This is a genomic window from Acidiphilium sp. PA (assembly GCF_026191915.1).
Lineage (GTDB): Bacteria > Pseudomonadota > Alphaproteobacteria > Acetobacterales > Acetobacteraceae > Acidiphilium.
The window spans coordinates 81,424-101,832 of record NZ_JAIMBY010000004.1; the positions used below are offsets into that span (position 1 = coordinate 81,424).

Annotated in this window: 19 protein-coding genes; 8 read left to right on the forward strand and 11 right to left on the reverse strand. The window is 65.1% G+C overall.

The window, feature by feature from the left end; all coding sequences use genetic code 11:
* Positions 1-46 precede the first annotated feature (46 nt).
* Genes AruPA_RS07870 through AruPA_RS07880 form a run of 3 tightly spaced genes read left to right on the forward strand, consistent with a single transcriptional unit; the run spans position 47 to position 1,988 of the window.
* Complete coding sequence (locus AruPA_RS07870) at positions 47-295, forward strand: hypothetical protein (protein ID WP_265636117.1); 249 nt, start codon at positions 47-49, stop codon at positions 293-295.
* Entirely contained in the window at positions 292-1,254 is a 963-nt protein-coding gene (locus tag AruPA_RS07875; RefSeq protein WP_265636118.1) for an Hsp33 family molecular chaperone HslO, read from the forward strand. Before AruPA_RS07870 ends, AruPA_RS07875 begins: the two co-directional genes overlap by 4 nt.
* Positions 1,251-1,988 (forward strand): hypothetical protein, encoded by a 738-nt coding sequence (locus tag AruPA_RS07880; RefSeq protein WP_265636120.1) that lies wholly within the window; start codon positions 1,251-1,253, stop codon positions 1,986-1,988. The genes AruPA_RS07875 and AruPA_RS07880 overlap by 4 nt, the downstream gene beginning before the upstream one ends.
* Before the next feature lie 34 nt (positions 1,989-2,022).
* Here the strand turns inward: AruPA_RS07880 and AruPA_RS07885 are convergent, their stop codons facing one another.
* From AruPA_RS07885 to AruPA_RS07900, 4 genes are read right to left on the reverse strand one after another with little or no spacing between them, the layout of a single operon-like run.
* On the reverse strand, positions 2,023-2,904 hold the full coding sequence (locus AruPA_RS07885) for an ADP-polyphosphate phosphotransferase (protein WP_265636121.1): 882 nt from the start codon (positions 2,902-2,904) through the stop codon (positions 2,023-2,025).
* Between the two features lie 14 nt (positions 2,905-2,918).
* The gene (locus AruPA_RS07890; protein ID WP_265636122.1) at positions 2,919-3,734 is read right to left on the reverse strand and encodes a phosphate/phosphite/phosphonate ABC transporter substrate-binding protein; all 816 of its coding nucleotides are present in this window, start codon (positions 3,732-3,734) and stop codon (positions 2,919-2,921) included.
* Entirely contained in the window at positions 3,731-5,224 is a 1,494-nt protein-coding gene (locus AruPA_RS07895; protein ID WP_265636123.1) for an aromatic amino acid lyase, read from the reverse strand. The genes AruPA_RS07890 and AruPA_RS07895 overlap by 4 nt, the downstream gene beginning before the upstream one ends.
* Positions 5,221-6,072, reverse strand: a complete 852-nt coding sequence (locus tag AruPA_RS07900; RefSeq protein WP_265636124.1) for a helix-turn-helix domain-containing protein — start codon at positions 6,070-6,072, stop codon at positions 5,221-5,223. The genes AruPA_RS07895 and AruPA_RS07900 overlap by 4 nt, the downstream gene beginning before the upstream one ends.
* A 102-nt stretch (positions 6,073-6,174) precedes the next feature.
* On the opposite strand from AruPA_RS07900, the gene AruPA_RS07905 reads away from it, so the two are divergent.
* Positions 6,175-7,125 carry a fatty acid desaturase gene (locus AruPA_RS07905; protein ID WP_265636125.1) on the forward strand — a complete coding sequence of 317 codons (951 nt, stop codon included), beginning with the start codon at positions 6,175-6,177 and terminating at the stop codon, positions 7,123-7,125.
* Here AruPA_RS07905 and AruPA_RS07910 read toward each other — a convergent pair whose 3' ends face one another.
* On the reverse strand, positions 7,126-8,079 hold the full coding sequence (locus AruPA_RS07910; protein WP_265636126.1) for an aldo/keto reductase family protein: 954 nt from the start codon (positions 8,077-8,079) through the stop codon (positions 7,126-7,128). It abuts the gene before it with no gap.
* A 94-nt stretch (positions 8,080-8,173) separates the two neighbouring features.
* On the opposite strand from AruPA_RS07910, the gene AruPA_RS07915 reads away from it, so the two are divergent.
* From AruPA_RS07915 to AruPA_RS07930, 4 genes are all read left to right on the forward strand, one after another.
* Entirely contained in the window at positions 8,174-9,607 is a 1,434-nt protein-coding gene (locus AruPA_RS07915; protein ID WP_265636270.1) for a pyridoxal-dependent decarboxylase, read from the forward strand.
* Positions 9,608-9,681: 74 nt separating this feature from the next.
* Positions 9,682-12,489 (forward strand): molybdopterin oxidoreductase family protein, encoded by a 2,808-nt coding sequence (locus tag AruPA_RS07920; protein WP_265636127.1) that lies wholly within the window; start codon positions 9,682-9,684, stop codon positions 12,487-12,489.
* Complete coding sequence (locus AruPA_RS07925; RefSeq protein WP_265636128.1) at positions 12,486-13,235, forward strand: 4Fe-4S dicluster domain-containing protein; 750 nt, start codon at positions 12,486-12,488, stop codon at positions 13,233-13,235. Before AruPA_RS07920 ends, AruPA_RS07925 begins: the two co-directional genes overlap by 4 nt.
* The gene (locus AruPA_RS07930; protein ID WP_265636129.1) at positions 13,232-14,170 is read left to right on the forward strand and encodes a DmsC/YnfH family molybdoenzyme membrane anchor subunit; all 939 of its coding nucleotides are present in this window, start codon (positions 13,232-13,234) and stop codon (positions 14,168-14,170) included. The genes AruPA_RS07925 and AruPA_RS07930 overlap by 4 nt, the downstream gene beginning before the upstream one ends.
* Here AruPA_RS07930 and AruPA_RS07935 read toward each other — a convergent pair.
* The 6 genes from AruPA_RS07935 to pufL form a co-directional block, all read right to left on the reverse strand.
* Positions 14,152-14,919, reverse strand: coding sequence for a metal-sulfur cluster assembly factor (locus tag AruPA_RS07935; protein ID WP_265636130.1), 768 nt, complete (start codon positions 14,917-14,919; stop codon positions 14,152-14,154). The two genes, AruPA_RS07930 and AruPA_RS07935, sit on opposite strands and share 19 nt — an antisense overlap.
* Positions 14,916-15,932 (reverse strand): amidohydrolase family protein, encoded by a 1,017-nt coding sequence (locus AruPA_RS07940; RefSeq protein ID WP_265636131.1) that lies wholly within the window; start codon positions 15,930-15,932, stop codon positions 14,916-14,918. Before AruPA_RS07940 ends, AruPA_RS07935 begins: the two co-directional genes overlap by 4 nt.
* 33 nt (positions 15,933-15,965) lie before the next feature.
* Positions 15,966-17,009 carry an NAD(P)-dependent alcohol dehydrogenase gene (locus AruPA_RS07945; RefSeq protein WP_265636132.1) on the reverse strand — a complete coding sequence of 348 codons (1,044 nt, stop codon included), beginning with the start codon at positions 17,007-17,009 and terminating at the stop codon, positions 15,966-15,968.
* A 306-nt stretch (positions 17,010-17,315) separates the two neighbouring features.
* Positions 17,316-18,485, reverse strand: coding sequence for a photosynthetic reaction center cytochrome PufC (gene pufC / locus AruPA_RS07950; protein WP_265636133.1), 1,170 nt, complete (start codon positions 18,483-18,485; stop codon positions 17,316-17,318).
* Entirely contained in the window at positions 18,482-19,462 is a 981-nt protein-coding gene (gene pufM, locus AruPA_RS07955) for a photosynthetic reaction center subunit M (protein ID WP_265636134.1), read from the reverse strand. The genes pufC and pufM overlap by 4 nt, the downstream gene beginning before the upstream one ends.
* A gap of 55 nt (positions 19,463-19,517) precedes the next feature.
* Positions 19,518-20,354 carry a photosynthetic reaction center subunit L gene (gene pufL, locus AruPA_RS07960; RefSeq protein WP_265636135.1) on the reverse strand — a complete coding sequence of 279 codons (837 nt, stop codon included), beginning with the start codon at positions 20,352-20,354 and terminating at the stop codon, positions 19,518-19,520.
* Positions 20,355-20,409: the final 55 nt, after the last annotated feature.

Here is a 20,409-nt window from a genome sequence, read left to right on the forward strand (position 1 = left end):
GCGCATCGCTACCGTGCAGCGGCACGCGGGGCAAGCGGTTTGATCGATGGTTGCGCCCACATGCGGTTTTGGGCCTGGGGTGTGTGCGGGCGGCATCGGGGAGGGCTGGAAGCACTTCTTTTTTTTTAAAAAAAGAAGCAAAAAAACTTTTTTGATCTGGGACTGGCATGGTGACATGGCTCGTGCCTTGAGCCGAAAAGTTTTTTGCTTCTTTTTTTCAAAAAAGAAGACCTTTCTTCCTGCTCGACGCGGGCAATGGCAAAATGCCGCGCCTGCCTCTATCTATGGGCCATGAGCACACTGCCCCATTTTCTCGACCGTAACCGTCCCGATGTGCCCGACCTCGCGGTGCCGCGCGGTGTCACGCCGTTTTTCCTGCCAAAACAACCGGTTCGTGGTCGCCTGGTCCGGCTTGGGCCGCTGGCGGATGCGCTGCTGACCCGGCACGACCATCCGGACGCGTTGCGCACCATGGTGGGCGAAGCCTTGGCGCTGGTCGCCGGGTTGGCCACCGCGCTGAAATTCAGCGGCACGTTTTCGCTCCAGGCCAAAGGCGACGGACCGGTGCCGATGCTGCTGGCCGACTGTACCGATGCCGGCGCTCTGCGCGGCTACGCCCGGCTCGGCGAGGATGCGACCATGCCCGAAGCACCCACTGCGCGCGCGCTGATGGGGGATGGCTACCTCGCTTTCACCGTCGATCAGGGGCCGGACACCGAACGCCACCAGGGCATCGTCAGCCTTGAAGGCGACACGCTGGCCGATATGGCGCTGCATTATTTCGCGACCTCCGAACAGCTCGCCTGCGCCATCCATCTCGCCTGCGCCGAGACACCGGCCGGGTGGCGGGCTTCCGCGCTGATCATCGAACGCATCGCCGGCGCCGGCGGCATCGACCCGGAATTGTCGGAAGAGGCGCAGGAGGAAGCCTGGCGCACCGCCAAAATCCTCGCCGCGACCATCACCGAGGCGGAATTGCTCGATGATGCGCTGCCGCCCGACCGGCTACTGTACCGCCTGTTTCATGGGGAGGGTGTCGCGGTCGATCGGCCCCGCCCGCTCGCCTATGGCTGCCGCTGCTCGCGCGCCCGGCTTTCCGACGTGCTGCACGGGTTTTCCGAAGACGACCTCGACCATATGACGATCGACGGCGACATAACCATGACCTGCGAGTTCTGCAACGTCGATTTCCGCTTCCCGCGGGCCGATATCGCGCCCGCCGAACCAGCCGAACGCCGGGAGAACCAACCATGAAGCCGATCAATCTCGCCGTCATTCTTGCCTTGGGTGCGCCGCTCTGCCTGGCCTCATGCTCGAGCGGCCCGCCGGTGCAGACCAGTTTTCCCGAACTGCAATACACGTATCTGCCGCAGATCACGCTGAAAGTGGCAAGCGTTTCGGTGCGCGATGAATATATGCCCGGTCCCAACGCCGCCCAGTTGATCGCCACCGCGCCCGAGGCACCGGCCGCCGTGCTCGAGCGGATGGCCCGTGAACGCCTGATCGGCGATGGCAGCCCCGGTTCGGCGACGTTCACGATCAAGCGCGCGGCCCTGCATCAGGTGGGCGATAATCTGGAAGGCACCATGACGGTGGAGCTCAGCGTCAGTACCAGCAACGGCCAGCGGGTCGGCTATGCTGATGCGACGGTGTCGCGCAGCGAAACCGCGCCTTCCAACGAAACACCCGATCGGATGCGCGCCGCGCTCTATGCGCTGACCAAGCGCATGATGGCGGATATGAACGTCGAACTCCAATACCAGATCCAGAAGAGCCTGCCGGACTGGCTCGCCTATAGCCCCACCCCCGGCATGGCTCCCGCCGCATCCACCCTGCCGCCCGCCTACAATGCCAACAACGGCATCGTCGCCCAACCGCTCGGCGGCTCGGCCCCGGCCACCGGCGCCGGCCCCGCGCTGGTCGGCCCCCCGGCCGTGCCCGGCCAGACCCTTGGCACAATGCCGGTGCCCAGCCCGCAGGTGCAGTGATCCTGGCTTGGGTGTCGCCTATCGCGCAACGGCGTCAGGCCAGCAATTGCTTGCGGATCTCGAGCAGGGCGTTGCGTCGCGCGTGATCGGTGTGCGGGTAGCTCATATCGAGGGCAGTCAGCGTGTCGAGAATGATCTGTGACACGATGAGACGGGCGTTGTGCTTGTTATCGGCCGGCACGACGTACCAGGGCGCCTCGGCGGTGCTGGTCGCATCGAGGCAGGCTTCGTAGGCGGCCTGATACTGGTCCCAGAAGCCGCGTTCCTCGATGTCGGCGGTGCTGAATTTCCAATTCTTTGCCGGATCGTCGATCCGTGCAAGGAACCGCTTGCGCTGTTCGTCCTTTGACAGGTGCAGGAACACCTTGATGATCCTGGTGCCGTTCCGGGTGAGGTGGTGCTCCAGATCGTTGATCGAGCGGTAGCGGGCATCCCAGAACGCGCCCATGTCATGCGGGTTGTCCGGCGGCGGGTCGGGCAGGGCCTCGCGGGTCAGAATGTCGGGATGCACGCGGGTGATCAGCACTTCCTCGTAGTAGGAGCGGTTGAAGATCCCGATCCGTCCGCGTTCGGGCAGGTTGCGGGTGGTGCGCCACAGGAAATCATGCTGCTGTTCGAGCGCGCTTGGGTGCTTGAAGCTGAACACCTGGCAGCCCTGCGGGTTGACGCCCGACATCACGTGCTTGATCACACCGTCCTTGCCGGCTGCGTCCATCGCCTGAAAGATCAGCAGGATGGCATGGCGGTTCGAGGCGTAGAGCAGCTGTTGCTGGGCGCTCAACTGATCGACATGGTCGGACAGCAGTTTTTTGTAGCTCTTTTTGGAATCGAAGAACGGCTCGATTTCGGTTGGCAGCTTGTGCAGCCGGACGGTGTCGCCGGGTTTGATGCGGAAACGGTGCGGATCGATTTTCAAGCCAGTCTCCTCGCTCAGCCGAGTGCCGGATAGCCCCACGCCGCGGCGGCTTCGCCCATGGTGCGGATCGGCGCGTAATCGGCGGCGGTGAGCCGCGCGATCCCTTTGATATGCAGGATCGCGCGGACACTGGCCAGTGACGGATCGTCCATCACAGTCTCCAGCGCCGCGATGATGCGTTGCACCACCTCATCTTGCGTCGCGGCGGCGGTGACCAGCGGCAGGCCGGGCGTGGCGGGTGAGCGGCACAGCACCCGGATGCCGGCAAGTTCGCCGGGCGCGTGATCGGCCAGCAGCCCATGCGTGACGCAATCGATCGCGGCGATATCGGCCGCACCGGTGCGCACCGCGCGCAGGCTGTCGCGATGCGCGCCGGTCACCAGCACGCGCCGGAAAAACGATGGGCCACCGGCGACCGGTGCCACCACCGCGCGCAACGCGTTCATGCCGGACTGGCTGTTCCAGCCGTTGATCGCGGCGATGCCGCCGCGCAGATCGGCAACGCGCCGGGCCGGATGATCGGACCGCACGATGATGAAGCTGCAATAATCCGCCCCATCGCAGCCGGGCAGATCGTAGCACGGCGTTGCCACCAGACGGACGGTATCGCGCAGGGTGGTCATGAACGGCAGGCCGCAGGTCTGCGCCAGGATCAGGGCCGGATCATGCCAGATCGCCTCCAGCGGTCGGTCATGCGCCAGGGTGTCCGGCACGGATGCGATGCCACGGGCCCGCATCCGGTCGCGAAGCGCCGCCCAGAACCTATCGATTGCGGGGCGCAACGGCGGCAGATCGTACATCGCGAAGCTGGCAACCGGCGCGGCGCTCATGAAGCGGCGATCACGATGGCGCGGGCCGCACTCAGGTCGAAAATCGCCTGGCCTTCCACGCCGATCGGCAGCAGCGGAAGCAGCGCGGCGAACAGCTTCCCGGTGCGGGCGCCCAGAGTCGCGGGATCGATGCCGCGGCGTGCAATCGCCCAGGCGGCGCAGACGGCTTCAATCGTCGTGAGGTTCCACGCCGGGGCGAGCATCTGTTCGAGCTGATCGACCGCGACCGGCGCGTTGCCGGCGACATCCTCGACCCCGTCACCCAGTTGGCCGCGAAAATTCAGCACCGCCGGGTTCGCCGCCTGCCGGACCGATGCGAGGCAACCGGCCGCGATGTGACCAAGGTTGAGAAACTGTACCCCGCCATCCGCCGCGTCGTGCCCGGCCAGCCCGGTCGGCAAACCGCTGAACTGCGCCCATTGGATTTTATGGATGCGCTCGCCCGCGGCATCGCACAGCCTGGCCAAAGCGAGCCGCAGCGTATCGAGCGTCAAGGCCAGCAGCGTGGTGTCCATGTTGCCGTGCGAGATGAACGGCGCCGGGGCGTCATCACCCCACAGCACCAGCGGATTGTCGGGGATCGCGTTCAGCTCGCGCTCCCAGGCATCCCAGGCGAAATCGAGCGCCGCCGCCGCCGCGCCGTGGATTTGCGGCACGCAGCGAAAGCTCAGCGGGTCCTGCAGCAAGCGGTTCACCCCGCCGGCCAGCAGCGCGCCGCCGGCCAGCGCCGCGCGCAGGCGCTGGCCCACCGCACTCTGCCCCGGCTGGCCGCGCGCCTGATCGACCGCCTCGCTCCACGACGCCGCATTGCCCTGAAACCCTTCGAGCGACAGGCAGGCGACGAGGTTTTGCACCGCGAACAGCCGCCGCGCCCCGGCCAGCGCCAGGCTGCCGAGGCCGAGGGTGAAGGCGTTGCTGTTGAGCAGCGACAGGGCCTCCTTCGCGGCCAGCCCGTCGAGCGACGCCGCGCCGCTGCCGCCGGGACCGACGCCGGCACGGCCGATGATGCCGAGCGATAACTGGCTCATCGCCACGATATCCGACATGCCCGACGATGAGCCGAGCACCGCATCCGGCAGGTCATCCGCCTGCAACCGCGCCAGCAGCGCATCGACCAGCACCGGCCGCACGCCGGTACGCCCTGACGCCATGATGTGCAGCTGGATCGCCAGTGCCGCCCGCACCCCGGCGCGGCTGGCGCGCGGGGCCGGCGCGATCGTGGCATGGGCGGTGATCAGCCGGTCGTTGAAGGCGGCGATGGTGGCGGGATCGACCGCGAAATCCTTCTGGCTGCCCACCCCCGTCGTCACGCCATAGGCGGGGATGCCGGCGGCGACGATGCGCTCGACCACCGCGCGTCCGGCGGCGATGCGCGATGCCGCGGCCGGGGCGAGCGCGGGCCCGGCACGGCCATGGGCGAGTGCTTCGAGGTCATCGATCGTGAGGCGCGCGCCGAGTTCGACGACGGGCGCCCTGGGGCTCTGGCTCAATCCGGGGACACTTTCAGGTTCGAGAAAAACGCCGCGATGTCGGGCGGTTGCACCACCGCGCCGCGCACCAGCTGGTCGAACCGGCGGATCAGGGCGCGAATATGCTCGGTCCAGGTGAACACGAAATAAAATCCGCCGATGAACACGGCCGCGCGCGCGGTGCCGAACACGGTGAACGGCACGGAGTACAAATCCCGCCGGTCGAACAGGAACAGCCGGAAACTCGGGTACAGCTCGCGGCTGAGCGCCTGGATGCGCGCGATCTGCTCGGCCCGGTCGGCCGCCGCCAGACCGGCCCAGACACCCCGGCCGGCGGCGAATTCCTCGATCGCCTGGACCGCGGCGCAGGCTTCGATTTCGGTCTCTGGGCGTTGCAGATATTCCAGCCGGCTGGTCACACTGTCCCAGCGGGGCGGCGCATCGCCGCTGGCGTGGCGATATTCATGCATCAGCACGGCTTCGGTCTTCAACAGATCGGGGAAACCGACCGGCACGGTGCGGATCTTGTTGCCGGCGGTCTCGACCATCCATTGAAACATCCGGTCATCGATCGGCAGGCCCTCATGCGGCTCGATCTGCATGATCTCGCCGAAACTCGCCTGGGTCACCTGTTCGCGCAGATTGAGGCCGAGCAGCCAGTCGGTCGAGACGCCGCAGGCGGTGGCGATCGCCACCAGCGTTTCCGCGCGCGGCAGGCGGGGGGTCTGGTCGCTGAGCAATTGCGTCAGCGTCGATCGATCGAGCCCGGTGGCGCGGGCAAACGCCGCCTGCGTCATGCCCCGCTGGGCAATCACGTCGAGCAGGCGGTCGCGAAACGCGGGCGCGGCGATCCGGCGATCAGGAACCATGGTCGATCATCATCATCGTGATGCGTGAGTTATCATCACATGACGCGTTCTGTCTACAACTCGCACGTTTCCATCATTTCATTCTGATTTTAAACCGACCCCATGCTCCCAATCGATTTGAAACCGCATGAAAAACCCCACCCAACCCAGATCGTTCCGGCCATCGAATGGCCGACGCTGGGACTGACGATCGTGATCTACGGGCTCTGGCTCGGCCTGACCTGGTTTCATGCGGCGATCCCGTGGCCGCTGGAGCTGATCGGTGGGGCGTGGATCATCGCCTGGCATGGCTCGGTGCAGCATGAATTGATCCACGGTCATCCGACCCGCGCCGCCGCGGTCAACCGGGCACTCGGCCTGCCCGCGCTCGCGCTGTTCCTGCCGTTCGACCGCTACCGCGCCCTGCACATCGCGCATCATCGCAACGAATATCTGACCGATCCGCTCGAAGATCCTGAAACCCATTACTGGACCGCAACGGATTGGCACCGCCTGCATCCGGCCGCGCGCATCATGGTGCACGGCTCGGCACGGCTGGCCGGGCGGCTGCTGATCGGGCCGCCCTGGATGATCGCGCGGTTTTTATGGCATGAGGCTGGCCGCCTGTGGCGCGATGAGCCCGGCGTGCGCGCCGCCTGGGCGGCGCATCTGCCGGTCGCAACGCTCATCGTGGTCTGGGTCGTCGCGGTGTGCGGCATCAGCCCGCTGCACTATGCGCTGCTGTTCATCCTGCCCGGCACCGCGCTGCTGATGATCCGCTCGTTCGCCGAGCACCGCGCCGCGCCCGAAGCGGCGCAGCGGACCGCCGTGGTCGAGAACGCCGGGCTGCTCGGCTGGCTGTTCCTGTTCAACAATCTGCACAGCGCCCATCACGAGCGCCCCGGCCTGCCGTGGTACCAACTGCCGCGCTGGTACCGCCAGGAACGCCACCGGCTGCTGCAGGAGAATGGCGGGCTGGTCTATCAGGGGTACGGCGATGTCATCCGCCGTTACCTGATCCACCCGCACGACCAGCCAGTTCACCCGTTCGATGGCGCGGCGAACCGCGCCTGATCAGGCCGCTTGCAGCGCGGGCACCAACAGGGCTTCGGCGCGGGTGAACAGCGCCGGATCAACCTGCGCACCCGATGCCTTGACGTTCTCATCGATCTGCGCGGGGCGCGACGCACCGATGATCGCGGCGGCGACATTGGGCTCGCGCAACACCCAGGCGAGGGCGAACTGCGCGAGCGTCAACCCGGCCTGCTGCGCCAGCGGCTGCATCGCCTGCACCGCCTCGAGCACCGCGCGCCGCTCGGTCAAATCCTGCAGGAAATGCCCCATGCTCGCGCTGGTCGCGCGCGACCCGGCCGGCGGCCTGGCGCCGGGCTGGTATTTGCCGGTCAGAATACCCTGGCCGAGCGGGGACCAGACGATCTGCGAAATGCCGTGGGCGGCGCAATAGGGGATCACCGCGTCTTCCGGCTTGCGCCAGATCATCGAATATTGCGGCTGGCTGGAGACGAATTTCGTCACCCCCATCATCTCGGTCGCCTCGCGGATTTTCTCGACCGGCCATTCCGAAAACCCGATATAGCGGGTCTTGCCGGATTTCACCGCTGCGGTCAGCGCTTCCATGGTTTCGTCGAGCGGCGTTTCCGGGTCATAGCGGTGGCACTGGTAGAGATCGACATGATCGACGCGGAGCCGTTCGAGTGAGGCGTCGAGCTGTTTTTCGATCTGCGCGCGCGACAGACCCTTGTCGGTCTCGGTCATCGGAAAGAACAATTTGGTCGCCAGCACGTAGCTGTCACGCCGCACGCCGGCGAGCGCCTCGCCCAGCACGGTTTCGGCGGCACCCTTGCCGTAGATATTGGCGGTGTCGATCAGCGTGATGCCAAGGTCCAGCGCGCGTTTGACGCAGGCGATCGACTGATCCTTTTCGACGCCACCGGAATAGGTCAGCCACGAGCCGAGGGCGATCTCCGATACGGTCAGATCGCTGTCGCCGAGTTTGCGGTATTGCATGAATGTCTCCTCAAATGTCCGCACGACAGATTGCGTCGCAACCGGCCGGGCGCAACCCTTTACCGCCGCACCGCGGCTCGATAAGCACGCGGGCATGACCACACTCGACCCTGACGATTGGAGCGGCCTGCGCGCGCTCGGCCATCGGATGATGGACGACATGATCGATCGGCTGGCGGGATTATCGGCCTCTCCGGTCTGGCGCCCGATGCCGCCATCGATCCGGTCGGGCTTTACCGCCGCACTGCCGGTTGCAGGCACCGGCGCCGAGGCGGCCTATGCGCGGTTCACCGAAACCATCGCCCCCTACGCGTCGGGCAACACGCATCCGCGCTTCATGGGCTGGGTACAGGGCGGCGGCAATCCGGTGGGAATGCTGGCGGAATTGCTCGCGGCCGGGCTGAATGAGAATTGCGGCGGGCGCGATCATGTCGGCCTCGCGGTCGAACGCCAGGTGATCGCCTGGTCCGCCGCCATGCTCGGCCTGCCGGAGACCGCCGGCGGCCTGATGGTGACCGGATCGTCGATCGCGAATTTCATCGCGCTGCTCTGCGCGCGGCGGCGCTTCTGCGGCCCCGCTGTGCGGCGGGATGGCGTGGCTGGTGTCGCGCTGGTCGGCTACGCTCAGGAGGGCGTGCACCGCTGCGTGCCCGGCGCGTTCGACATGGCGGGGTTGGGCAGCGCCGCGTTGCGCCGGATCGGCACGGATGGCGCGGGGCGGATCGACCTCGCTGCCCTGGAGGCGCGGATCGCTGCCGATCGCACGGCCGGATGCGCACCGTTTCTGCTGATCGGCACAGCCGGCAGCGTCGATATCGGCGCGATCGATGATCTGGCCGCACTGGCCGCACTGGCAGCGCGGCACGGGCTGTGGTTTCACGTCGATGCCGCATTCGGCGCGCTGCTCGCGTTGTCACCCACCCGCGCGGCGCTGCTCGATGGCATCGGGCAGGCGGATTCAGTCGCGTTCGATTTTCATAAATGGGCGCAGGTGCAATATGATTCGGGCTGCATCCTGGTGCGCGAGCGCCAATGGATGCTCGACAGTTTCGCGCAATCCGCCTCGTATCTGACCAGCACGGCGCGCGGCCTCGCGGGCGGTGCGCCCTGGCCGTGCGACCTAGGGCCCGATCTCTCGCGCGGGTTTCGCGCCCTGAAAGTGTGGATGACGCTTAAGGCCTATGGCACCGCGCGGCTGGGTGCCATCGTCGATCATGGCTGCGACCTCGCGCAACGCCTCGCGGCGGCGCTTGCGGCGAGCCCGATGCTGGTTCTCGCCGCCCCGGTCGCGCTGAACATCGTGTGTTTTCGCTATGACGACGGCGGGCCGGACCTCGATGCGCTGAACAGCGACCTCGCGGCCGATCTGCAGGAGGCGGGGCAATTCGTCGTCTCGACCACGCTGATCGGCGGCAAGCGCGTGCTGCGCGCCGCCATCGTCAATCACCGCACTACCGAAGCCGATGTCGATGCCCTGGTCGCCGCGATCTGCGAAGCCGCACAAAACCGGCGGCATCGATCGGCCTGACCGATCGGTTCGATCGCGCCGGACGGATGGTTGACCCCGCTCATCCCCGGCATAACGGGGGCCAGAGGTGTCCCATGCCCAAAGACAAGATCGACTATGCGGCGCCGGTCGGCGATGCGGTGGCCTATACCACGTGCTACATGTGCGCCTGCCGTTGCGGCATCAAAGTCCATCTCAAGGATGGCAGGCTCCGCTATATCGAGGGGAACCGCGATCATCCGGTGAACCGCGGCGTGCTGTGCGGCAAGGGCTCGGCCGGCATCATGACGGCGATTTCGCCGGCGCGGCTGCGCAAGCCGCTCAAGCGCGTGGGGCCGCGCGGCGCGGGCGAATTCATCGAGATCGAGTGGGACGAGGCCATGGCCATCGCGACCGACCGGCTCGCCGCCATCCGCGCCGATGATCCGCATAAACTCGCCCTGTTCACCGGGCGCGATCAGTCGCAGGCGTTGACCGGTCTGTTCGCGCGCATGTTCGGCACGCGCAATTTCGCGGCCCATGGCGGGTTCTGTTCGGTCAACATGGCGGCCGGCGGGTTGTATTCGGTCGGCGGCGCGTTCTGGGAATTCGGCGAGCCGGACTGGGAGCACGCCAAATTGTTCCTGCTGTTCGGCGTCGCGGAGGACCATGATTCCAACCCGATCAAGCTGGGTCTGGCCAAGCTCAAGGAGCGCGGTGCCAAGATCATCTCGATCAACCCGATCCGCACCGGCTATTCGGCGATCGCCGATGAATTCGTCGCGATCACGCCGGGCACCGATGGCCTGTTCGTGCTGGCGCTGATCCATTGCCTGCTCGAAACCGGGTCGATCGATACCGAATTTCTGATCCGCTACACCAATGCCCATTATCTGGTGATCGACGATCCGGGCGCGCCCGATCACGGCCTGTTCCTGCGCGACGCGGCGGGCAAGCCGCTCGCCTTCGATCGCGCGACGCACAGCGTGACGGATGCGATGGCCACCGCCACCGACCCGGCCCTGCTGGGCCGCTTCGCGACGAGCGATGGCCGCAACGCCCGCCCGGCATTCGACGTGCTGGCGGCGCGCTATACCGCACCCGAATACGCGCCGGAAGCGGTCGCCACGCGCTGCGGCATCGATGCCGCCGATATCCGCCGCATCGCCGCCGAGATTGCCGAAATCGCCTTCAACCAGGCGATCCGCCTCGATCAGCCCTGGACCGATACGGAAGGGCGCACCCATTCGACCATGACGGGGCGGCCCGTCGCGATGCACGCCATGCGCGGTATTTCCGCCCATTCCAACGGGTTTCAGTCATGCCGCGCGATCCACGTGCTGCAGATGCTGATCGGCGCGGTCGATACGCCGGGTTCGTGGCGCTATAAATCACCCTATCCGAAACCGATCCCCGGCGGCCCGGCACCGGGCGGTGACCGGCACGATCCGGATGGCGCGCTGAGCGCAGCGGTGCTCGGTTTCCCGTCCAGTCCCGCGGATCTGCTGGTCGATGACGAGGGCGAAGCGCTGCGGCTGGACCGGGCGTTTTCATGGGAGGCACCGCTCGGCATTCATGGCCTGATGCACATGGCGATCGCCGAAGCCCATGCCGGCGGCGGCGATAAAATCGATACGCTGTTTCTGTACATGTCAAACATGGCCTGGAACTCGGCGATGAATCCCGGCGAGACGATGCGCATGCTGACCGACCATGATCCGGACGGCAAGTACCGCATCCCCTTCGTGATCTACGCCGATGCCTTCGCTTCGGAAACCGTCGCCTACGCCGATCTGGTCCTGCCCGACACCACCTATCTCGAACGCTACGACTGTATTTCCCTGCTCGACCGGCCGATCGGCTCGGCGCACGGGCCGGCCGATGCCATCCGGGTGCCGGTGCTCAAGCCGGACCGCGATGTGCGGCCGTTTCAAGACGTGCTGATCGATCTGGCCGGCCGGCTCGGCCTGCCGCAATTCGTCGATGACCAGGGCGAAAAACGCTACCAATCCTACGCCGACTACATGGTCCGCCACGAGCGCAAACCCGGCGTCGGCCCGCTCGCCGGGTTTCGCGGCGCCGACGGCACCGCGATCGGCAAGGGCGCCGTCAACCCGGACCAGCTGCGCCGCTATGTCGAGAATCACGGTTTCTGGCAGCTCCATCTGCCGGCCGAGCAGCTCTATTACAAACACGCGAACCGCGCCTATCTGAGCGGCGCGAAAGCGATGGGGCTGATCGAGTCCGATGATCAGATCGTTCTGCATCTCTACAGCGAAATCCTCCAGACGTTCCGCCTCGCCGCCGAAGGTCACGGCAGCCGCATCCCGCCCGCCCGGCTGCGGGCGCGGATCGCCAGCATGATGGACCCCTTGCCGATCTGGTATCCGCCGATCGAGCAGAGCATGACCGACCCTGATCGCTTTCCCCTGCATGCGATCACCCAGCGGCCGATGGCGATGTATCATTCATGGGGCTCGCAGAACGCGTGGCTCCGCCAGATATTGTCGGAAAACCGGCTCTATCTGCACCGCGATCTGGCCGCAGCGCATGATCTGGCCGATGACGACTGGATCGAGCTGGTCTCGCGCAACGGCCGGGTCAAATGCCAGGTGCGGATCATGGACGGCGTGAACCCGAACACGGTGTGGACGTGGAACGCCATCGGCAAGCGCACCGGCGCCTGGGCGCTCGCCGAGGCGGCACCGGAATCCCGCCGCGCCTTCCTGCTCAACCACATCATCTCCGAATATCTGCCCGAGGATGGTGCGGGTCACCGCGCCTCGAACTCCGATCCGGTCACCGGTCAGGCGGCCTGGTTCGACGTGACGGTGCGGATCGAAAAATGCGCGCCCGACACGCAGGAGGCAACGGAACCGATGTTCCCGCCATCCGCCTACACGCCAGGGAGGGGCGCGGAATGACCTCGCTCCCGCAACCGATCGAGGGGGCCAAAAAACTCGGCCTGGTGATCGACCTTGATACCTGCGTCGGCTGCCATGCCTGCGCGGTGAACTGCAAGGAATGGAACACCGGCGGCCATTCCGCACCGCTGCCCGATTACGACAAATACGGCGCCGAACCCGATGGCGTGTGGTTCAACCGCATCCACTCCTACGAGGCCACCGGCCAGGACGATGGCTGCGGCGGCCGCACCGTCAATTTTCCCCGCTCCTGCCTGCATTGCGAGACGCCGCAATGCGTAACGGTCTGCCCCACCGGGGCCTCGTACAAACGCGAGGAAGACGGCATCGTGCTGGTCAACACCGATATCTGCATCGGCTGCAAACTCTGCTCCTGGGCGTGCCCGTACGGGGCGCGCGAGTTCGATGAGGATGCGGGCGTGATGAAAAAATGCACGCTCTGCATTGACCGGATCTACAACACCAGCCTGCCGGAGGCCGAGCGTGAACCGGCCTGCGTCGCAACCTGCCCCTCGCGCGCGCGGCATTTCGGCGATCTGGGCGATCCTTCGAGCGATGTCTCGAAGCTGGTCGCGGCCCGCGGCGGTGTCGATCTGATGCCGGAGCTCGGATACAACCCGGTCAATAAATACCTGCCGCCGCGCCGCGCCATGATCCCGACGCGCGCAACCGAAACACCGGTCCGCAGCGGCACCGGATTCGGCGCGGCCCTGCTCACCCTGGTCGACCGGGTGCTCTCGCGATGACCCCGGCAAGCTCGGTTCTCCTGCTGACCACGCTGACCGGCTTCGGCTACGGTCTGCTCGCCTGGCTCGGGCTGTTCTGCGCGCTCGGACTGCTGCCGCACGCGCCCTGGTTTCTACCGGCCGCCGTCATGATCGCGTTGGCTTTCGCGAGCGGCGGCCTGCTCGCCTCGACGCTGCATCTCGGCCGGCCGGAACGGGCGTGGCGCGCGTTCAGCCAATGGCGGTCGTCGTGGTTGTCGCGCGAAGGCGTCGCCTCGATCCTGACCTATCCGCCGGCGTTCGGCTTTGCGGCGCTGTGGTATTTTGCCGGCGCCGGCGCGCCGGCCACCCGCGTGCTCGGCCTGCTGGCGGCGGTCTTGGCGCTCGGAACGGTGTATTGCACCGCCATGATCTATGCCAGTCTCAAGCCGATCCGGCAGTGGCACAACCGGCATACCGCGCCGGATTACCTGATCTTTGCCGCGTTTTCGGGTGCCACGATGCTCGCCGCCTTCACCGGCATCTGGACCAGTCATGCGCGCCTCACTGGCGCACTGGCGGCCCTCGCCGCCCTGGTCGCGGCGGTCGCCAAACGCGGATACTGGCGCTTCATAGACCGGCAGGCCCCGCTCACCACCCTCGCATCCGCGACCGGCCTCGCCGCGTTCGGCAGTGTGACACCGCTCGATCAGCCGCATTTCACCGAAAACTATATCCTGCGCGAAATGGGCTATCAGATCGCGCGCAAGCACGCGGCCAAACTGCGCCGGATCACCCTGGTCGTCGCCTTCGGCCTGCCCTTTCTGTTCGCGCTACTGGCGGCGATCGGTATCGCACCGATGATCGCCGCCCCGCTCGCAGCAATTTGCACCGGTGCCGGCCTGTTCATCGAGCGCTGGCTCTTCTTCGCCGAAGCCACGCATGTCGCCGCGATCTATTACGGCCGTGCGGTCTGAACGATGCCCTGGCGCATGAAATCAGCGAGGTCGGGTTCCGCCGGCAATGCTGCCGGGGTCGCATACCGCACCGCCAGCAACCCGCGGCACAGCGCGCCGTTGAACTCCGCATTCAACCCGACCCGGCTGATATGGCGCAGATAGACCGGCAAGGTTTCGTGCATGATCGGCTCGCCTGCGCTGGTCACCAGCGCGCGCGGCAAGCCCCCGGCCAGGCCGCGCCGTTCGAGATAGCGCCGCCTGAGCGCCGCACCCGCCGCATCGAGCGGCAACGCCTCCAACCCCGCGATATCGAGCGACAGAAAGGCGACCGGATCATGCCCGGCCGCCAGGAGATGCCGCAGCAACGCCTCCTGCCGCCGCTCCATCGCCTTCAGGCCGAATTGCAGGCGGATACTGGCAAGATCATTGCCGGCCTCGGTCGGAAATGCATCGCCGAAATCCTTGTCCTGCGCGATGCCGTCGTTGATCGCATCGATGAACATATGCTCATCGAGCGTCACCGCGACCGATGCCACCCACGGCAGTGCCCGCACCGCATCGCGCATGTCCGCCGCCATCAGATATGAGAAATTGGCCGCACACCAATAGGTCGGCAGCCGGAACCTGATGTCCACGGCACCGGTTTCGGCAATATCGATGCCGGTGATGAAGCCGAGTTCGACCACGCTCTCATCGAGTTCCGGATCGGTCACCTGATCGAGAGCGGCGCGCACCGCCTGGGTGCGCGCCTCGAGGCTGAGGCTCACGCCGCGACCTGTTCCATCCGGTCGAGCTTCGCCCGCTGGCTGGCGATATCGACGCCATAGATCCGCGCCGCGTTTTCACCAAGGATCTTGCGCTTCGCCGTCATCGTCAGTTCCTTGCCGGTCTCCTTCATCACTTCGTCCGGCAGGTCGAAGTTCATGAATTTTTCAACCAGCCATTGCGGCGTCCAGATGCCGTAATCGGACCCGAACAGGATTTTGTCCTCACCGATCCAGAACAGCAATTCCGAAATCACCTTGGCGAAATATCCTGGCCGCGAGTGAATGAACGGCAACACCACGGCAAGCCCGCCATAGACGTTGGATTCCTGCGTCGCGATCCAGCAGAAATCATCGAGACGCGGCAGACCGCAATGCTCGACGATGAAATTCAGGTTCGGAAAATCGGTGGCGCAATGATCGATATCGGCGACATCGAACGCATCGCGGTCGAGCGGAATGATCGTCGGGCCCTTGTGGACGTGGATGTTCTTGATGCCGAGCTTCTCACATTTCTCCAGATATTTATAGGCCGCCGGATCGGATAATTTGTACCCCCGGCTGTCGCCCTTCCACTCGGCGGTGTAGAGTTTCACACCCCTGAGCTTATAGGTCTCCGCCTGCGCCTCCAGCGCCTCGAGCCCCCCCTCGCCATCACGGGGATCGAACGCACCGTTCAGGATGAAACGGTTGGGGTAGCGCTTTGACAGAATGGCGTTCTGCTCGAGCGTGTTGAAACCGTTCTTGTAGAAATCCTTGAGATAGGTCGGCTGAAATATTGCCATGTCATCCGGCCCGTCGATGAACAGGTCCTTGACCATCTGTTCCGCGCCGTATTTGGCGAATTTTTCCGCGGTCCACAGCTGTTCCGGCGGCGAGAGCGACGCATGGTAGCCGTAGAAACAGTCGATGAACTGCTTGCCGTGAATATTGCGGATGTTCTCCGGGCTCGCATCCCACAGATGCACATGCCCATCGATGATGAAAATCTCCGATCCGTCTTTTGCCTTGTACATATCTTGTCCGTTTCCTTTTTGTTGAATGAAGCTTCAGGGAACCAATACAGCACGGCCACGGACTTTGCCGTGGTGCAGGTCGTGCAGCGCAGTATTGGCGTCTTCAAGCCGGTATTCGCGCGTCGCAAGGGTGACTTTGCCCTGGTCGGCCAGCGCCATCAGTTCGATCAATTCGGGATAGGTGCCCACCAGATTACCGACGATGGTCTTTTCCGAAGTGATCATGTCGATCGTGGGGATATCGATCTTACCGCCATACCCCACGATATAGTAAAACCCGGCGTTGCGGGTCATTGCAAGACCTTTTGCAACCGCATCGCCTTCGCCCACGAAGTCGATCACCGCCTCCGCACCCTTGCCCCGGGTCAGGCGCAGAACCTCGTCCACCTCCGACCCGTCCGCCTTCACCGCAAAATCGGCGCCGCACTCCTGCGCCAGTTTCAGCGCCATATCCGCCCGATCCACAATAATGATCTGCGCCGCACACAGCGCCCGCAACACCTGGATGCCGATATGACCAAGCCCGCCGGCACCAATCACCACGGCGAATTCGCCCGGCAGCAGATGCCGCGAAGCCTTCTTCGCCGCACGATACGCCGTCAGCCCCGCGTCGGTGTGCGGCGCGACATCCTTGGGCGACAGGCTCTCCGGCAGCTTGATGATCGATCGCGCGCCCGTCCGCAAATACTGCGCATAGCCGCCATTGACGTTGATGCCCGGAAACTCGCTCTCATCGGCATGCATGTCCTCGCCCCGCCGGCACGCCAGACAATGACCCGAGGTGATCAACGGATGACAAATCACCGGGTCGCCCACCTTCAGATGCGTGACCCCCTTGCCCACGGCCTCGATCCAGCCGGCGTTCTCGTGACCCAGAATATGCGGCAATGCGAGATCAACCTTGCTGCGCCAGATCCCCTCGATCACGTGCAGATCCGTCCGGCACACGCCCGCGCCGCCAATCCGCACGATCACATCGTTCGGCCCCCTGATCTCAGGATCGGGCACATCCTCATACGTGACGAACACCGGATTGCTCAGCGCCTCGTCATAGTCGTGCAGCACGGCTGCTTTCATTGTCGTTTCCCCGTTTGGTCGGTCCGCCTGCAAGCCTTGCATCCTTCGTGCCAAACCGCCCGCGCCGGCAAATCCAGCGCTGCCCCGCCACACGACCCGTCCAGCCTGTTCCACTTCGCAACACCCACCCGCAACACCTGTTGCGTTGCGGGTCGCCAGGGCATCGCCGACGGTGTCAGCGTGGTGAGGAAACAGCCAGCGCCCATGCCCGGCGGATGGTCCGCATACCTCCCGCCATCCCGGCCCCAGCCAAAAAAAAGGCGCGGACCCAACGGCCCGCGCCTTTCCGACACCATGCGGTGAGCGTTATTTGCCCGTTTGCCCTGCTGGAGCCGGTGCAGGGGTCGCGCTGGCCGGCGCTGCTGCGGCCGGTGCGTTGGTCATGGTGATCATGGCGGGATTGGCCTCGCCGCTGGCGGCCGCCGACGTCGGCGAGGCATCGGCCAACGTGGCCGGACCTTGCAGGTAGGGGAAGGCTTTGGCCATGGGCGCGCCGTAGAGTGGCTTGGACACGCCCTGGTGACAGGTGGAACAATCGATTTTGGCGACATCGCCTGACGGGCCGAGCAAGTCATGGGCGAAGGTACCGGTCAGCGGCACCATGTAGTTGTTGTTCAGTGCGCGCACCATGTGCAGCCCGTAATAGGCGGTCACACGCTTCGGCGTGCTTTCCGACCACGAACCGAAATTGCGCGATTCATGGCAGAATTCGCAATTGACCCCGAGCGAGGTCGCGAAATTCATCATCAACGCGTAGGTCCAGTTGGTCTGCTGGATCGACATGCGATTGCCATCCGGCAGGGCGGTAGTGCCGGCGGTGTTGATCATGGCATTCACGCCGCCCTTGGGCTTGCCGACCAGAAAGGGCGTGAACGGATCATAGGGCAGCGCCGAGCCATCGGCCGCGAGCGAGGGGCGCGCCTCGCCGGTTTCGGTCGCCATCAGCCCGGTCGCATGCGGCGGCTCGACCGCCTTGAACCAGACATATTGCGGGTTGTTGTTGCCGCGATGGCAGGTATAGCACGTCACGCCGACGTTCTTGACATGCGATTTCCAGACAGCGTTGGTATAGATCGTCATCTGGATCATGCGGCGGGCGACGCGCTTGGTATATTTCGCATCGGAGGCGAAATTGCCGCTCACATGGCAGTACCCGCAGCCCTGTTTCGGGGCGACCCATTGCGTCATCGACACCATGATGCGGGCAAAAGCGCCGGCGGGCACGTTTTTCAGCACCTGCACGTTCTTATAGATGCTGCCGGCCGGCGGACCGGCATTGTTCTGCGGCAGGACGGCCGGCGCCTGATTGAGGGCGAAGGCGGCCGCCGTCGCGGCCGGGCTCGAGATCAACTGAATGCCGGTTCCCCGGTATCCATCCTGTTCGACATGAACCGGTGGGCGTTGCAGCGTCAGCACCGCGACGGTTGCGAGCGCCAGGCCGCCAATCAGGGCGACGAGCGGGATTGTCACTCTCATTGTTGCGCTCCCGTGCCCGAGGTGATCGGATTGGCGACATGGCCGTAAATATGCGGATAGGGCGGGGCGACGTGATGCTTCACGGCCCAGAGGAACCAGTTGTCGACCACGGTGCCGGTCAGCAGAATACCGATACCGCCGGTCAGCGTGGTCAGCACCGCAAACCACCAGGCCCAGCGATGGATCGATTCCATCGTGGCGTTGAACCCCATCGTCCAGCGCCAGAACAGAGCGGCGCGTTCAGCGGCGGTACCGCGATCGACCGTCTGCTCCACCTCGCGTTCACCGCCGAACCGGCTCACCGCCAGAATGGTGGCTCCGTGCATGGCGAACAGCAGCACCGAGCCGTACAGAAACACGATCGAGAGCATGTGAAACGGGTCGTAATACAGATTACCGTAGCGCAGGGAGAACGAAACCGTCCAGTCCAGATGCGGAAAGATGCCGAACGGCGGCGCCTCGCCCCAGCTGCCCATCAGCAGCGGGCGGATGAAACCGAGCACCAGATAGAGCCAGATCGCCGAGGCGAACGCCCAGGCGGTATGCGTGCCGATGCCAAGCTGGCGCGAGCGGCGATAGATGCGCGCCCACCACAGAATGAGCGAGGTGGTCAGGAAAAACCCGGCCATCAGCCACCAGCCGCCATGCTGCAGCGGCGGCAGGCGCAACCCGTCGGAAGGGGCGGGCGGTTCGAGCGCAAGCCACGGCAGATCGCGCACGAAGCGGATCGGGTTCCAGTTCACCGAGGCCCACATGTTGAGGCCGATGATTTCGAACGCGATGACGAAGGAGACGATCGAAGCGACGCCCAGCGTGCCGAGATAAATCGGTCCGACCTGGGCGTTGCCGAGCTGGCCCAGGAAGTAGCTAAAGAACGGCTTGCCCTGCCGGCCCCAGATACCGCTGGGGGCGGGTACGCCATCGTGCAGGGGGCCGCGGATCTGCACCCGGGTGAAGATATTCTGGTATTCGGGCATTACAGCCTCCCTGCTGACGGGATGTTATTGGATGACGGCGTTCTCATGACGGACCTCAGTGCCCACCGAATTGCCAGATCGGCAGATGCAGCCACCAACCCCACCAGGCGGGCCAGCCCTGGGTCCAGAACGGGCCGGAGATCAGGATGCAGGCGGCGCTGGCAAAACCGGCGCCAAGAGCGAGGAACAGGCCGAGGCGGTGGATGCCCAGCGTACCGATCGAGTAGCCGATGAAGTCGCGGAAGAACGTGTCTTCGTGTTCGGTGAATTTGACCACTTCGCCATTGGCCGGATTGATCGCGGCGAGCACCAGCGAGCCGTGCAGGGCGAGGGCGAAGGTGGTGGTGAAGAACAGGGTCACCGCGACCATATGCATCGGATTGTATTCGAAGTTGATATAACTATAGCCGGTGTTCGACACCCAATCGAGATGGGACATGATGCCATACGGGAAGCCGACACCCCAGGCGCCCATCAGGAGCGGGCGGATGACTTCGAGGGTCACATAGGCAAAGATCGCGACACTGAACGCGGCGGGCACGTGCAGGCCGATGCCGAGTTTGCGCGATATTTCGACCTCGCGCAGCGCCCAGGAACCGAACGACCCGACGGCGCAGATGGTGATGATCTGCCAGAGGCCGCCATGGGCAAGCGGCGCGAAGCCGAGCCCGTAGGAAAGGTTGGGCGGGGCGATGTTGATCTGCCAGATATTCCAGGTGGGGCCGATTGCGGCACCCCAGATGATCAGGGCGGTCCCGAGCAGGGTGAAGAATCCGCCGATGACACCGAAGAAACCGACGTAGAACGGCCCTACCCAGAAATCGAACAGATCGCCGCCGAGCAGTGTGCCGCCGCGGACGCGGTATTTTCTTTCAAAACTGAGCATTGCCATCGGGCTGTTCCTTGTCGCTCTCGAACTCGCAGTTGGGGGCCCTTCCCCCGGTGCC